Annotated in this window: 19 protein-coding genes; 8 read left to right on the forward strand and 11 right to left on the reverse strand. The window is 71.2% G+C overall.

Going from position 1 to position 14,003, the window contains the following annotated elements; all coding sequences use genetic code 11:
• Position 1 precedes the first annotated feature (1 nt).
• Complete coding sequence (locus ACAX67_RS18045) at positions 2-460, forward strand: GNAT family N-acetyltransferase (protein ID WP_370705269.1); 459 nt, start codon at positions 2-4, stop codon at positions 458-460.
• 26 nt (positions 461-486) lie between these two features.
• Positions 487-1,236, forward strand: a complete 750-nt coding sequence (locus ACAX67_RS18050; protein ID WP_370705270.1) for a hypothetical protein — start codon at positions 487-489, stop codon at positions 1,234-1,236.
• Here the strand turns inward: ACAX67_RS18050 and ACAX67_RS18055 are convergent.
• Positions 1,233-1,850: an acVLRF1 family peptidyl-tRNA hydrolase gene (locus ACAX67_RS18055; protein WP_370705271.1), complete on the reverse strand. Its 618-nt coding sequence runs from the start codon at positions 1,848-1,850 to the stop codon at positions 1,233-1,235. The genes ACAX67_RS18050 and ACAX67_RS18055 overlap by 4 nt on opposite strands.
• 50 nt (positions 1,851-1,900) lie before the next feature.
• Here ACAX67_RS18055 and ACAX67_RS18060 point away from each other — a divergent pair, with 50 nt between their 5' ends.
• Together ACAX67_RS18060 and ACAX67_RS18065 are read left to right on the forward strand one after the other, a co-directional pair.
• The gene (locus ACAX67_RS18060; RefSeq protein WP_370705530.1) at positions 1,901-2,392 is read left to right on the forward strand and encodes an SRPBCC family protein; all 492 of its coding nucleotides are present in this window, start codon (positions 1,901-1,903) and stop codon (positions 2,390-2,392) included.
• Positions 2,393-2,413: 21 nt separating this feature from the next.
• Positions 2,414-2,932: an SRPBCC family protein gene (locus ACAX67_RS18065; RefSeq protein WP_370705272.1), complete on the forward strand. Its 519-nt coding sequence runs from the start codon at positions 2,414-2,416 to the stop codon at positions 2,930-2,932.
• Here the strand turns inward: ACAX67_RS18065 and ACAX67_RS18070 are convergent.
• From ACAX67_RS18070 to ACAX67_RS18115, 10 genes are all read right to left on the reverse strand, one after another.
• The gene (locus ACAX67_RS18070; RefSeq protein WP_370705273.1) at positions 2,922-3,317 is read right to left on the reverse strand and encodes a metal-sulfur cluster assembly factor; all 396 of its coding nucleotides are present in this window, start codon (positions 3,315-3,317) and stop codon (positions 2,922-2,924) included. The two genes, ACAX67_RS18065 and ACAX67_RS18070, sit on opposite strands and share 11 nt — an antisense overlap.
• Positions 3,310-3,765, reverse strand: a complete 456-nt coding sequence (sufU, locus tag ACAX67_RS18075) for a Fe-S cluster assembly sulfur transfer protein SufU (RefSeq protein ID WP_370705274.1) — start codon at positions 3,763-3,765, stop codon at positions 3,310-3,312. Before sufU ends, ACAX67_RS18070 begins: the two co-directional genes overlap by 8 nt.
• The gene (locus ACAX67_RS18080) at positions 3,765-5,048 is read right to left on the reverse strand and encodes a cysteine desulfurase (RefSeq protein WP_370705275.1); all 1,284 of its coding nucleotides are present in this window, start codon (positions 5,046-5,048) and stop codon (positions 3,765-3,767) included. Before ACAX67_RS18080 ends, sufU begins: the two co-directional genes overlap by 1 nt.
• Positions 5,049-5,050: 2 nt before the next feature.
• Positions 5,051-5,809, reverse strand: a complete 759-nt coding sequence (sufC, locus tag ACAX67_RS18085) for a Fe-S cluster assembly ATPase SufC (RefSeq protein ID WP_370705276.1) — start codon at positions 5,807-5,809, stop codon at positions 5,051-5,053.
• Positions 5,806-6,156 (reverse strand): non-heme iron oxygenase ferredoxin subunit, encoded by a 351-nt coding sequence (locus ACAX67_RS18090; RefSeq protein ID WP_370705277.1) that lies wholly within the window; start codon positions 6,154-6,156, stop codon positions 5,806-5,808. The genes sufC and ACAX67_RS18090 overlap by 4 nt, the downstream gene beginning before the upstream one ends.
• Positions 6,153-7,343, reverse strand: a complete 1,191-nt coding sequence (gene sufD, locus ACAX67_RS18095; RefSeq protein ID WP_370705278.1) for a Fe-S cluster assembly protein SufD — start codon at positions 7,341-7,343, stop codon at positions 6,153-6,155. The genes ACAX67_RS18090 and sufD overlap by 4 nt, the downstream gene beginning before the upstream one ends.
• Positions 7,343-8,761 (reverse strand): Fe-S cluster assembly protein SufB, encoded by a 1,419-nt coding sequence (gene sufB / locus ACAX67_RS18100; RefSeq protein WP_370705279.1) that lies wholly within the window; start codon positions 8,759-8,761, stop codon positions 7,343-7,345. The genes sufD and sufB overlap by 1 nt, the downstream gene beginning before the upstream one ends.
• The gene (locus ACAX67_RS18105; protein WP_370705531.1) at positions 8,758-9,426 is read right to left on the reverse strand and encodes a helix-turn-helix transcriptional regulator; all 669 of its coding nucleotides are present in this window, start codon (positions 9,424-9,426) and stop codon (positions 8,758-8,760) included. Before ACAX67_RS18105 ends, sufB begins: the two co-directional genes overlap by 4 nt.
• 66 nt (positions 9,427-9,492) lie before the next feature.
• On the reverse strand, positions 9,493-9,903 hold the full coding sequence (locus ACAX67_RS18110; protein WP_370705280.1) for a hypothetical protein: 411 nt from the start codon (positions 9,901-9,903) through the stop codon (positions 9,493-9,495).
• Complete coding sequence (locus ACAX67_RS18115) at positions 9,900-10,262, reverse strand: hypothetical protein (RefSeq protein ID WP_370705281.1); 363 nt, start codon at positions 10,260-10,262, stop codon at positions 9,900-9,902. The genes ACAX67_RS18110 and ACAX67_RS18115 overlap by 4 nt, the downstream gene beginning before the upstream one ends.
• 114 nt (positions 10,263-10,376) lie before the next feature.
• On the opposite strand from ACAX67_RS18115, the gene ACAX67_RS18120 reads away from it, so the two are divergent.
• From ACAX67_RS18120 to ACAX67_RS18135, 4 genes are read left to right on the forward strand one after another with little or no spacing between them, the layout of a single operon-like run.
• Complete coding sequence (locus tag ACAX67_RS18120) at positions 10,377-11,339, forward strand: hypothetical protein (RefSeq protein ID WP_370705282.1); 963 nt, start codon at positions 10,377-10,379, stop codon at positions 11,337-11,339.
• Positions 11,340-11,344: 5 nt separating this feature from the next.
• Entirely contained in the window at positions 11,345-12,280 is a 936-nt protein-coding gene (locus ACAX67_RS18125; RefSeq protein WP_370705283.1) for an ABC transporter ATP-binding protein, read from the forward strand.
• Positions 12,277-13,047 carry an ABC transporter permease gene (locus ACAX67_RS18130; RefSeq protein WP_370705284.1) on the forward strand — a complete coding sequence of 257 codons (771 nt, stop codon included), beginning with the start codon at positions 12,277-12,279 and terminating at the stop codon, positions 13,045-13,047. Before ACAX67_RS18125 ends, ACAX67_RS18130 begins: the two co-directional genes overlap by 4 nt.
• 2 nt (positions 13,048-13,049) lie before the next feature.
• Complete coding sequence (locus ACAX67_RS18135; RefSeq protein ID WP_370705285.1) at positions 13,050-13,958, forward strand: COX15/CtaA family protein; 909 nt, start codon at positions 13,050-13,052, stop codon at positions 13,956-13,958.
• Positions 13,959-14,003 lie beyond the last annotated feature (45 nt).

Genomic DNA, 14,003 nt, shown 5'->3' on the forward strand with positions numbered 1-14,003 from the left:
CATGGTGATCGGGCAGGACGACCCCTTGCGCGGCGACGTCGTGGCGCTCCTCGAGGAGCACCTGCGCGACATGCACGCGACGTCGCCCGCCGAGAGCGTCCACGCCCTCGACGCGACCGCGCTCACGGCACCGGGCCTCACGTTCTGGACCCTGCGGGAGCGCGGCGCCGTGCTCGGCACGGCGGCGCTGAAGGAGATCGACCCGGAGCACGGCGAGATCAAGTCGATGCGGACGGCAGCCAGGGCTCGCCGGCGCGGGGTGGCGGGTCGGCTGCTCGACCACGTCGTCCGCGAGGCCACCGCCCGTGGCTACGGCCGGCTCAGCCTGGAGACCGGCACGCAGGACTTCTTCGCGCCGGCCCGGGCGCTCTACGCCTCGCGCGGCTTCACGTCGTGCGGCCCGTTCGAGGGCTACGTCGAGGACCCCCACAGCGCCTTCTTCACGAGACGGCTCCCATGAGGCGCATTTCTCGGTAGTTTCGCCGCATGCGCTCCACACGTACGGCGGCGGCCTCGGCCGCCCTGCTGACCCTGACCTTCCTCGCCGGCTGCGGCGGTGGCGACGACGACAAGAAGTCCTCCGACCCCGAGACCACGGTCGTCACCGAGTCCCCGTCGACGTCCGCGACGTCCGAGGCCACGACCACCAGCCCCACCACCGACACCTCGGTCTCCCCGATGGACCCCACCGACGGTGCCGACGTCACCCAGGACCAGCTCGACGCCGCGCTGCTGACGCCCGAGGAGGTCGGCGCCGACTTCGTCGCCGGCAGCTACGCCGACTCCGACGACCCGCCGCCGTGCGACCCGAGCGCGACGCCGCTCGACCAGCAGGTGCCCCCAACCGTCCAGGGCGGGGTCGAGATCGACCACTCCAGCGGCCAGGCGGCCATGCAGGAGGAGATCTCGATCTACGGCTCGGACGACGACGCGGCCAACGCACTGACGCTCGGCACCAACGGCCTCGCCTGCAGCGACGGCACCCTCCCCGACGGGTCCGCCGTGAAGATCGAGGCCCCGCAGGACGTCACCGCCGACGTCGACCCGTCCGGGCTCGGCACCAGCACGGCCTACTCCTTCAGCGGCGACGGCTACGACGGCGTCCTGATCATCACGATCGCCCACCAGGTGATCCTGACGACCACCTTCCAGTCCGCGACCGGTGCCGACACCTCGACGCTGCCCAACCCGGTCGACGTCGCCGCGACCGCGTGGGCGAAGGCGCTGGCCAACTAGCGCCGCTCGGCGTTCACCACCTCGAAGCGCACGGCCTGGGCGTCGCCGACGGCGGCGTCCAGGACCGCGCGCCGCGGGTCGGGTCCGGCGAGCCACGGCCCGACCACCGGGAGACCGGACAGTCGCGGGTCGGCGAGCACCGCCTCCACCGCGACGCGGTCGCCGCCGGTCACCAGCGGACCGTCGGTGCCCGCCAGGATCCGTGCCGCGTGGTCGGCGGCCGCCTGGTAGGCCTCGCGCGCCTGGTTGCCCCTGCGGCGCGCGAACCGCTGCTGCGACTGGCCGCCCGCCTTCGTGCGGCCCTGCACGTGGCGCTGTCCGACCTTCGACTCGACGACGGTCTCCCCCTCGACACGGGCGATCGCGAAGCCGCCCTTGCGGACGAGCAGCACCCCCCACCGCGACGGGGGCGCCGCGGCGGCGACGAAGGACGCGGCATCGGCCGGGCCGTCGTACTCGTGGTCGAAGGGAAGCCTGGCTGCGAACCACGACCCGTCCGCAGCCTCGCCGCGCAGCGCTCCGTCCGCCACCGCGAGGGCGGCCTCGCCGTGCCGGCCCTCGAAATTGGCCACCCAGCGCTCCACGCGGCCCGACGGCACCAGCACGACAGTCACGGGTCGACGCTACCGACCGGTGGCTCCCCTACGCTCGGTCCGTGCCGCGGATGCGTGAACTCCAGCAGGTCGGTGAGGACTTCGTCGAGACCGCGCCGTTCACCTTCGCCAACAGCGTGGTCCTCGCGGTCAGCCCCGAGCACCTCTTCGAGGTCTTCCACGACGCCGAGGCGTGGCCGCGGTGGGTCAAGGCGCTGGCGAAGGTCACGTGGACCAGCCCCACGCCCTTCGGCCCGGGCACGACGCGCACCGTGCGCCTGCGCGGCGGGATCGTCGGGGACGAGGAGTTCTTCACCTGGGACGAGCCGCGGCGGATCGCGTTCCGGTTCGTCGCGACCTCGACCCGGCTGGTGACGGCCTTCTCGGAGCGGTACGACGTCGAGCCGGTGCCCGGAGGGTGCCTCATGACCTGGTCGGTGGGTCTCGACGTGCCGACCGTGCTGCGGCCCGCCGTCCGGGCGAGCCGGCCGGCGATCGACCGGTTGCTCGCGAGCTTCCTCCGGCACCTGCGCCGTCTCACGGACGAGCAGCCCGCCAACTAGAACTTGTTCTAATATCGGGCCGTGACCGAACTCCACCCCTGCCGCCTGGTCGACGTCGACTTCACCGACACGGCGAAGCACCGCTACGCCAACAGCGTCGACCTGGCGATCACCCCTGAACAGCTCTTCGAGGTCCTCGGGGACGCGGACGCCTGGCCGCGCTGGGCGAAGGTCATCACCCACGTCACCTGGACCACTCCCGAGCCGCGCGGCGTCGGCACCCGGCGCACCGTCGACATGCGCGGCGGGCTGGTCGGCGACGAGGAGTTCCTGGTGTGGGCACCGCCGACCCAGATGGCGTTCCGCTTCAACGCCTCGTCGGAGAAGACCGTGCGGGCCTTCGCGGAGCGCTACGACGTGGTGCGCACCGCCGAGGGCTGCCGTCTCACCTGGACGCTCGCGCTCGAGGTCGCCGGGCCCTCCCGGTTCCTCGTGCCGCTCGGCAAGCCGGTCATGAACCTGACCTTCCGGTGGTTCCTGACGAAGCTGCGCCGCTACACCGACGAGACCTACGCCCGGTCGGGCTCGCTCAGACGTTGAAGCCGAGGGCGCGCAGCTGCTCGCGGCCGTCGGGCGTGATCTTGTCGGGGCCCCACGGGGGCATCCAGACCCAGTTGATCGCGACGTCGTTGACCAGGCCCTCCAGGGCCTGCTCGGTCTGGTCGGTGATCACGTCGGTCAGCGGGCACGCGGCCGAGGTGAGCGTCATGTCGAGCACGACGTTGGAGCCGTCGTCGAGGTGGACGCCGTAGACCAGGCCGAGGTCGACGACGTTGATGCCGAGCTCGGGGTCGACGACGTCCTTCATCGCCTCGGTGACGTCGTCGACGCTGGTCGAGGTGCCGACGCCGGCGGATCCTGTGGCCTCGGGGACGTCGGGCAGGTCGCCGTGGTCGACGGTCGTCTGCTCGGTCTGCTCAGTCATTGCTTCCTCCGGCTTGAACGGTGGCGTCTTTCCATGCCATCCACGACAACAGTGCGCACTTCACGCGCGCCGGGAACTTGGCCACGCCGGCGAAGGCGATGCCGTCCTCGAGCACGTCCTCGTCGGGCTCGACGTTGCCCTTGCCCTGCATGAGGGCGAGGAACTCCTCGTGGATCGCCATCGCGTCGTCGACCGGCTTGCCGACCACGAGGTCGTAGAGCACCGAGGCCGACGCCTGCGAGATCGAGCACCCCAGGGCGTCGTACGACACGTCCTCGACCACCCCGTCGCTGACGTGGACCCGCAGGGTCACCTCGTCGCCACACGTAGGGTTGACGTGGTGCACCTCGGCCTCGAACTCCTCGCGGAGTCCCTTGCCGTGGGGGTTCTTGTAGTGGTCGAGGATGATCTCCTGGTAGAGAGCATCGAGATCCTGTGCGCTGCTCATCATCCGTCCAACTTGAAGTAGGAGCGGGTGTATTCCAGGCCCTCGACGAGGGCGTCGATCTCGGCCGGCGTCGTGTACAGGTACGACGACATGCGCGTCGAGCTCTGCACGCCGAAGCGCGCGTGCGCGGGCTTCGCGCAGTGGTGGCCGGCGCGTACGGCGACCCCCCGCGAGTCGAGCACCTGGGCGATGTCGTGCGGGTGCACGCCGTCGAGCTCGAAGGAGATCGCTCCCCCGCGCAGCGCCGCGTCGGTCGGGCCGAGGATCGTCAGACCGGGCACGGTCGCCAGGCCGTCGAGCGCATAGGCGGTGATCGCCTGCTCGTGGGCGTGGACCGCGTCCATCCCGAGGTGGCCGAGGTAGTCGACGGCGGCTCCGAGGCCGATGGCCTCGACGATCGGCGGGGTGCCGGCCTCGAACTTGTGCGGGATGCCGGCGTACGTCGACGCCTCCATCCGCACGGTCTCGATCATCTCGCCGCCACCGAGGAACGGCGGCAGCGCCTCGAGCACCTCGCGGCGCCCCCAGAGGACGCCGATGCCGGTCGGGCCCACGACCTTGTGGCCGGTGAACGCCACCAGGTCGGGTCGTTCCTCGTCCGGCATGCCGGCGAGGTCGATCGGCAGCTGCGGCGCGGCCTGCGAGGCGTCGACCACCACGAGGGCGCCCACCTGGTGTGCGCGACGGGCGATCTCGGCGATCGGGTTGATGGTGCCGAGCATGTTGGACACCCAGGTCAGGGAGACGACCTTGGTGCGCTCGGTGATCAGGTCGTCGATGGCGCTCAGGTCGAGCTGGCCGTCGTCGGCGATGCCGAACCACCGCAGCGTCGCACCCGTGCGCTGGGTGAGCAGCTGCCACGGCACGATGTTGGAGTGGTGCTCCATCTCCGTGATGACCACCTCGTCACCCGGGCCGACCTGCCGCTCCCCTGCCCAGGCGAGGGTGCTGGCGGCGAGGTTGAGCGCCTCGGAGGCGTTCTTGGTGAAGATGACCTCGTCGCGACCCGGGGCGCCGATGAACCTGGCGACCTTGTCGCGCGCCGCCTCGAACGCCTCGGTCGACTCCGCACCGAGCTGGTGCATGGCGCGAGCGATGTTGGCGTTGTGCCGCTCGAGGTGGTCGACCATCGCGTCGATCACCACCTGCGGCTTCTGCGAGGTGTTGGCGCTGTCGAGGTAGACCAGCGGCATCCCTCCCGCCAGGACTCGCTCGAGGATCGGGAAGTCCTTGCGGACCACCTCGAGCTCGGGCAGCAGACCGGGGAGGGCGAGCGCGCTCATCGTCAGACCTTCGTCCCGACGTACTTCTCGTAGCCGTTGGCCTCCAGCTCGTCGGCGAGCTCGGCGCCACCCTCGTCCGCGACGCGGCCGTCGACGAACACGTGGACGAAGTCCGGCTTGATGTAGCGCAGGATGCGGGTGTAGTGCGTGATCAGCAGGACGCCCTTGCCCTCACGCTCACGGAACCGGTTGACGCCCTCGGAGACCACCTTGAGCGCGTCGATGTCGAGGCCGGAGTCGGTCTCGTCGAGCACCGCGACCTTGGGGTCGAGCAGGTCGAGCTGGGCGATCTCGTGGCGCTTCTTCTCGCCACCGGAGAAGCCCTCGTTGACGGAGCGCTGCGAGAACGACGCGTCGAGGTTCATCCGGTCCATGACCGCGTTGACGTCCTTGACCCAGGTGCGGAGCTTGGGGGCCTCGCCGTCGATGGCGGTCTTGGCCGTGCGCAGGAAGTTGGCGACCGAGACGCCGGGCACCTCGACGGGGTACTGCATCGCCAGGAACAGGCCGGCACGCGCCCGCTCGTCCACCGTCATCGCCAGCACGTCCTCGCCGTCGAGGGTCACCGTGCCGCCGGTGATCTCGTAGCGCGGGTGGCCGGCGATGGAGTACGCCAGCGTCGACTTGCCCGAGCCGTTGGGGCCCATGATGGCGTGGGTCTCGCCGTCGTTGATGGTCAGCGTGACGCCCTTGAGGATCTCCTTGGGGCCGTCCTCGGTGTTGACCTGGACGCGCAGGTCCTTGATCTCAAGCGTGCTCATGCCGGCTTGACTCCGTTCAGGGTGGTGGTGATGTCGACGAAGACGGACATGACTCCACGACTGTCTTCTTTGATGGCGACGGGGAAGGTGGCGACAGGCTCGGTCGCCGGGAAGTGGGTCGGCTTGCCGGTGCGCAGCTCGAAGCAGGAGCCGTGCAGCCAGCACTCGACGGTGCCGTCGGCGACCTCGCCCTCGGAGAGCGAGACCGCGGCGTGCGAGCACTGGTCCTGCAGCGCGAAGAACTCGTCGCCGTCGCGGGCAACCGCGACGTCGTACTCACCGATCTTCACGGCGAGCGCCTCGTCCTCGGGCACGTCGGTCAGCGCGCAGGCGCGTTCGAAGCTCATGCGTCGCCCTCGTCGGCAGCGATCTTCAGGACGTTCTTGGCCAGCTCGGCCTCGACCGTCGACGCGAGCTGCCCCTCGAGCTCCGGCACGCCGATCTTGCGGATCAGGTCGTTGAAGAAGCCGTGCACGACGAGTCGCTGCGCCTCCTTCTCGGAGATGCCGCGCGAGCGCAGGTAGAAGAGGTGCTCGTCGTCGAACCGGGCGGTCGCGGACGCGTGGCCCGCGCCCTCGATCTCGCCGGTCTCGATCTCCAGGTTGGGCACGGAGTCGGCCTGGCAGCCGTCGGTGAGCACGAGGTTGCGGTTCTCCTCGTAGGTCTCGATGCCCTCGGCGACCTTGCGGATCAAGACGTTGCCGATCCACACGGTGTGCGCCTTCTCGCCCTGCAGCGCACCCTTGTAGACGACGTGGCTCTTGGTCTTCGGAGCGGTGTGGTCGACGAAGAGACGGTGCTCGATGTGCTGGCCGGCGTCGGCGAAGTAGAGCCCGAGCATCTCGACCGAGCCACCGGGACCGGAGTAGTCGGCGGTCGTGTCGTGGCGCACGACGTCGCCGCCGAAGGTCACGTCGACGTGCTTGAACTCGGCGTCGCGACCGACCCGGATGTGCCGGTGGCCCACGTGGACGGCGTCGTCGGCCCAGTCGTCGATGGAGACGACGGTCAGCCTCGCACCGTCCTCGACGACGACCTCGACGTTGTCGGCCAGGGTCATCGAGCCCTCGAACCTGATGACCACCACGCCGGAGCTGAAGCGCCCCGCGCGGATGACGGCGTGGGTCGCGGTGGCCTCGTCGGTGCCGGTGCCCTTGAGGGTCACGAACACCGGGCGGTCGAGCTCGGTCTCGGCGGGGATCGTCACCGCCAGCGTGCTCGTCGCCTCCGCGAACGCGCGTGCGGAGATCCGGTCCCACGGCACGAGGCCGCTGACACCCTTGAGCGACCCGTCCTCCACGCGCTCGATGACGACGCCCTCGGGCGCGTCGAAGGCCGGCGAGTACGACGTGCCGGTCAGCGCGGCGTCCTGGTGCAGGCCCTTGAGGCGCTTGAGCGGGGTGAACCGCCAGATCTCCTCGCGGCCGGTGGGCACCGGGTGGTCGTCGACGTCGAACGAACCCTCCGGGTGCAGGTGGGACTCGACCTTCTCCACCTCGAGGGCCTCCTCGAGGTGCTGTGCGACAGCCGACATCAGCCGACGGCTCCTTCCATCTGCAGCTCGATGAGCCGGTTGAGCTCGAGGGCGTACTCCATCGGCAGCTCCTTGGCGATCGGCTCGACGAAGCCGCGCACGATCATCGCCATCGCCTCGTCCTCGGCCATGCCGCGCGACATCAGGTAGAAGAGCTGGTCGTCGGAGACCTTCGAGACGGACGCCTCGTGGCCCATGGACACGTCGTCCTCGCGGATGTCGACGTAGGGGTAGGTGTCGGAGCGGCTGATCTGGTCGACCAGCAGCGCGTCGCACAGCACGTTGGACTTCGAGCCGTAGGCGCCCTCGTTGACCTGGATGAGCCCGCGGTACGACGTCCGGCCGCCCCCGCGCGCCACCGACTTGCTCAGGATCGAGCTCGAGGTGTGCGGCGCGGCGTGCACCATCTTGGCGCCGGCGTCCTGGTGCTGGCCCTCGCCCGCGAACGCGATGGACAGCGTCTCGCCCTTGGCGTGCTCGCCCATCAGGTAGACGGCCGGGTACTTCATCGTCACCTTGGAGCCGATGTTGCCGTCGACCCACTCCATGGTGGCGCCGGCCTCGCAGACCGCACGCTTGGTGACGAGGTTGTAGACGTTGTTGGACCAGTTCTGGATCGTCGTGTAGCGGCAGCGGCCGCCCTTCTTCACGATGATCTCGACGACCGCGGAGTGCAGCGAGTCCGAGCTGTAGATCGGCGCGGTGCAGCCCTCGACGTAGTGCACGTAGGCGTCCTCGTCGACGATGATCAGCGTCCGCTCGAACTGGCCCATGTTCTCGGTGTTGATCCGGAAGTAGGCCTGGAGCGGGATGTCGACGTGCACGCCCTTCGGCACGTAGATGAACGAGCCACCCGACCACACCGAGGTGTTCAGCGCGGCGAACTTGTTGTCACCCACCGGGATCACCGTGCCGAAGTACTCCTGGAAGAGCTCGGGCTGCTCCTTGAGCGCGGTGTCGGTGTCGAGGAACAGGACGCCCTGCGCCTCGAGGTCCTCACGGATCGAGTGGTAGACGACCTCGGACTCGTACTGCGCGGCGACGCCGGAGACCAGGCGCTGCTTCTCCGCCTCGGGGATGCCGAGCTTGTCGTAGGTGTTCTTGATGTCCTCGGGCAGGTCGTCCCACGTCGCAGCCTGCTTCTCGGAGGACCGCACGAAGTACTTGATGTTGTCGAAGTCGATCGCCGACAGGTCCGAGCCCCACGTGGGCATGGGCTTGCGACCGAAGAGCTTGAGCCCCTTCAGCCGCAGGTCGAGCATCCACTGGGGCTCGCTCTTCTTCGCCGAGATGTCGCGCACGACGTCCTCGTTGAGCCCACGCTTCGCAGCAGCACCGGCGACGTCGGTGTCGGCCCAGCCGAACTCGTAGCGTCCGATGCCCTTGAGCTCCGGGTTGAGGTCTTCGATCGAGGTCATGAGCTGACCTTCTCCTTCTTCTCGGGGATGCACGTCGTGCAGACGCCGTCGCCGTGGGCGATCGTCGCCAGCCGTTGGACATGGGTGCCGAGCACGCGGCTGATCGCCTCGGTCTCGGCCTCGCACAGCTGGGGGAACTCGTGGGCCACGTGGGAAACCGGGCAGTGCTGCTGGCACAGCTGCTGCCCTACGACGGGCAGCTCGCGGACCGTCGCCGCGTAGCCCTCGTCGGAGAACACCAGGGCCAGCACCTCGGCGGGGGTCGCCTCGGGGTGAGCCGCGGCCACGACCGGGAACCGGTGCTCGATGAAGCTCGCGCGCCGCTCGGCGAACGCCTTCACCGCGTCGGGACCAGCCGTCTCGGCGAGGAACCGCAGCGCCTCGCTGGCCAGGTCGTCGTACTGCTGGTCGAAGCCGTCGCGCCCCTGCTCGGTCAGGGCGAACGCCTTGGCCGGTCGCCCGCGCCCGCGCGTGCCGACGGCCCGCGGGTCGCGCGCCTCCACGACGCCCTCCTCGACGAGGTGCTCGAGGTGGCGTCGTACGGCGGCCGGGGTCAGGTCGAGCCGCTCGGCGAGAGCCGCTGCCGTGGACGGGCCGTTGACCAGGATCGACCGCACGACGCGCTGCCGCGTCGGCTGGTCGAGGTCCGGGTTGTGGCTGTCCACGTTTTCCACAACATCAGTGTGACGTTAATGCTTCCCCCGCTTCAAGGAAGGTCACCCTAAGTGCCGTCAGGGGCGCGTGTGGCGCAGCCAGGCGAGCCCGGCGAACGGCAGCACGAGCGGGAAGTACCCGTAGCCCTGACCGAAGTGCGACCAGACGGTCTTGTCGGGGAACAGGTCGGTCGCGACGTAGCTGAGGGTGCCGACCGCGAGCACCCCGACGAGCTCCACGCAGACGGCGAGCGCAGCGACACGCCAACCGGTGCGGCCACCGAGCAGCAGCGACGTCGTCGCGACCAGGTAGACGACGGCCGCGAGCAGGGAGAGGCAGTACGCCAGCGGGGCGTTGTCGAACTCCGTGCTGATCTGGAGGATCGACCGGCCGGTGGCGGCGACGGCGAAGACGCCGTACACGAAGACGAGCGCGCGGCCCCAGCCCACCGCGAGGGCGCCCTCGCGGTCGACCCCGACGCCGCTCATGCTGCTCCGCCCCAGATCGCGTCCAGCCGCACCTCGAGCGCGGCCACGGTCAGCACCGCCAGGAGGAGCACCGCGGTGCCGGACCGGTTGCGCTCGGCCAGCGACCAGAACGCGCCGACGGGGAGGGCGAGGATGTTGCCGACCAGATAGCTCGCGAAGAGCACACCCGACACGTCGCGGTCGGTGTGGGCGAGCGCGACGCAGCCGCCGACCAGCTGTCCGATCAGCGCCAGCTCGATGACGCCGAGCAGGAGGAACATGCCGTCGTCGACCACACGGTCGCGCGCCAGGTGCACGAGCAGGAGGATCCCGGCGATCCCGCACAGCACCAGCACGGCGCCGAGGACCCAGGGACTCACGGCGCACAGCGTAGTCATGGCCCCGCCGCGGCCCGACGCGATGCCCGTGAGTGGGACCGGGACGGTGATCTGCGCGACAATGCCCCGGCACTGCTGCTGCACCCCGGGGGAGCCATGACCGACACCACCACGACCGACGACGCGCACGCGACGGCCGACGACCTGCTCGCCGCGCTCGCGGCCGGCGACCGTGCCGCCGAGTTCGCGGTCCTCCACGGCACGTGGGACGACCTGCGCGACGATCCCGACGCGACCGGCCTGCAGCCCTGGCTCGACGCCGCGGGCGTGGGCCGGCTCCCGCGCGAGCAGCGCGTCGAGGCGCTGACGACGCGCGCCCTCGATGCCGCGACCTGGCCGGTCGCCATCGGCCGGCCGACCCTGCCGCGCGACACCTCGCTCGTGGCCGCCTGGTTGCGCCACCAGGGCGTCGACGCCTCGCTCGCCGCGCTCCTGCGGCGGTCCCTCACCGCGATGGCGCACACGCCCGCAGCCTGCGACGCCGGTTACGACGACCTGCTCGTCGCCCTCCTGCACGCGGAGTACGACGGCGACGACTTCCCCGACGAGGAGCTGGCGGTCCTGGTGATGGACTACGCCACCGTCCACGAGCGGATCGAGGCGGCACGGGCCGGCGTCGACGCCGCCGACAACACCACGCTCCGGCCGCTCCTGGCGAGCCTGGAGACGTGGGGCCCCGCCGTGGCGCCTCAGCTGGCCCACTGCCTCCTCGACGCGGCGGACACCGCGACGGTCGACGCCGTGGCCGAGGCCGCCGGCGAGTGGACCGCCGCGGGCGTGCGCGCGGCCCTCCGGGGTCGTTTCGCGGCGACCCGGTCGGCGACCGTGCGCACGGCGGTGGACGTCGCCGGGTCCCGCCACCCGGCGATGGCGGACGGCGCCCGGGCCTTCCTGGCCGAGGACGTCAAGGCCAGCTCGCTCGAGCGCGTGCGGTCCTCGTGGGACCGGCGCGAGCGCGACCGTCTCGACGCCGTCCTCAGGTCGCCCCGCGCCGATCGCCGCCGCGGTCTCGGGTTCGGTGCCCGGCTCAAGGACGCGGCGCGCCGCTCCGTAGACTGAGGGGCGTGCCGCCCGCTGTCGAGATCGCCGATCTCCGCATGTCCTACGGCGGGAAGTCGGCTGTCGACGGCCTCTCGCTCGAGGTGGCCAGCCACACGATCACGGCCGTCCTCGGCCCCAACGGGGCCGGCAAGACCACCACGCTGGAGACCTGCGAGGGCTACCGCCGCCCGCACGAGGGCACCGTCCGGGTGCTCGGCCTCGACCCGTTCGCCGACCGCAAGGCGCTGATGCCGCGCATCGGCGTCATGCTGCAGGCCGGCGGCGCGTGGAGCGGGGTGCGCGCCGACGAGATGCTGCGCCACGTCGCGCGCCTGCACGCACACCCGCTCGACCCCGACCTCCTGGTCGAGCGGCTGGCGCTGCACGAGTGCGGCCGGACGCCGTACCGGCGGCTCTCCGGCGGCCAGCAGCAGCGCCTCGGGCTCGCGATGGCCCTGGTCGGGCGACCCGAGCTGGTCTTCGTCGACGAGCCGACCGCGGGCCTCGACCCCCAGGTGCGACGCACCGTGTGGGAGCTGCTCGAGGAGCTGCGCGCCGACGGCGTCACCGTGGTGCTGACCACCCACTACCTGGAGGAGGCCGAGCGCCTCGCCGACCAGGTGCACATCCTCGACAAGGGCCGCCTGGTCGCGAGCGGCTCGCCGCTCGAGCTGACCCGCGGCGGCTCCGTGGCGACGATCCGGCTCGTGGTGACCAAGCCGTTCCCGCCCGGCGCGCCCCAGTCCCTCGCGAGCGCCCTCGGCACGGCGACGGAGCTGATCGTGCTCGACGAGCTCAGCCTGCAGGTGTCCGGCCCGGCCGACGGGTCCACGCTCGCCGTGGTGTCGCGCTGGTGCGAGGACAACGATGTCCTCCCCGAGTCGCTGACCCTCGGCCAGCGCAACCTGGAGGACGTCTTCCTCGAGCTCACCGCCCGCGAGAAGGGGGTCGACGCGTGACCACGACGAGCGGCACCTTCACGCCGGCCCCCGGCGCCGCACCGCTCCCCCGCCAGGTCCTCGCCCAGACGGCGATGGAGGCGAAGCTGATGCTGCGCAACGGCGAGCAGCTGCTGCTGGCCGTCGTGATCCCCCTGATCGTGCTCGTCGGCGCGGTGAAGGGCGCCTCCCGGCTCGACCTCGAGTCGCAGCACACCTCGGTCGACGTGCTCACCCCCGGCGTGCTGGCGCTCGCCGTCATGTCGACCGCGTTCACCTCGCTGGCGATCGCCACCGGGTTCGAGCGGCGCTACGGCGTGCTCAAGCGGCTCGGCACCGCTCCCCTGGGCCGCGGCGCCCTGCTCGGCGGCAAGATCGGCGCGCTGCTGTGCGTGGAGGTTCTGCAGTTCGCCGTGATCGGCACCGCCGGGCTGCTGCTCGGCTGGTCGCCCTCGATCTCCGTCGTCGGGCTCGTCCCGGTCGTCCTGCTCGGCACGGCGGCCTTCGCCGGGCTCGGCATGCTGCTCGCCGGCACCCTTCGCGCCGAGGCCACCCTGGCCGCCGCGAACCTGGTCTACCTCCTGCTGATGGCGGGCGGTGCCGTCGTACTCCCTGCCGATGCGTACGGCGGCCTGGGCGATGTCGTCTCCTGGCTTCCCTCGGGTGCCCTGGGCGAGGGCATGCGCGAGGCGTGCGAGGGCTCGATCCCGGGCCGCGAGCTGCTGGTTCTCGCGGCGTGGGCGGTCGGCGGCGGCGCGGCCGCGGCGCGGTGGTTCAAGTGGGAGTGACCATGACCGAGCAGCCCGTGACGCAGGCGCCCTCCCGCACGCTGGTGCATCTGGCGTGGGCCAACCTGGTCGCCAACGTCCTCATCGTCGTGACCGGCGGGGCGGTGCGCCTGACCGGCTCGGGGCTCGGCTGCCCGACGTGGCCGCACTGCTCCGAAGGGTCCTACGTCCCGCACCGCGAGCTCGGGATCAACGGCGCCATCGAGTTCACCAACCGCACCCTCACCTTCGTGCTCGCGGTCATCGCGATCGCCTGCTGGGTCGCCGCCCACCGCGCGGTCACGGCCGGCGGCCCGCAGGCCGACCGGCGGCCCCGGCAGCTGGCGACGATCGTCGCGCTCGGCATCCCCGCCCAAGCGCTCCTCGGCGGCGTGACGGTGCGCACCGACCTCAACCCGTGGGTCGTCTCGCTCCACCTGCTGCTCTCGATGGGCATCATCGGCGTCTGCGTGATCCTGGTCGACCACCTCGTCGGCCGGCCGCGCGCCTGGGCGTCGCTCCGCGCCCGCCGCGCGGCCATCCTCACCCTGGTGCTGGGCATCGCGGTGATCTACCTCGGCACGATCGTGACCGGCTCCGGTCCGCACTCCGGCGACCTCGACTCGCGGCGCACCGGGCTGGACCCCCGGGTGCTCTCGCACGTCCACGCCTGGGTCGTCTACGGGCTCGTCGCGGCGACGGTGCTGACCCTGGTCCTCGCGCGACGCGACGGCAACGTGCCGCTGCGCACCGCCGCCACCGCCCTGGTCGCGGTCGAGCTCGTCCAGGGAGCCGTCGGCTTCACGCAGTACTTCCTCGACCTGCCCGTCGCCCTCGTGCTGCTCCACATGCTCGGCGCCGCCCTGACGGCCGCCTCGCTCGCCTGGCTCGTGCTGACGACACGGGCCCGCCGCGGCGCCGCGTCCGCCTGAGCACTCGGCCGTCTCCCCCACCGCTCGTCGAGCAGTCCGAGCCCT

This window comes from Nocardioides candidus, from assembly GCF_041321175.1.
Lineage (GTDB): Bacteria > Actinomycetota > Actinomycetes > Propionibacteriales > Nocardioidaceae > Nocardioides.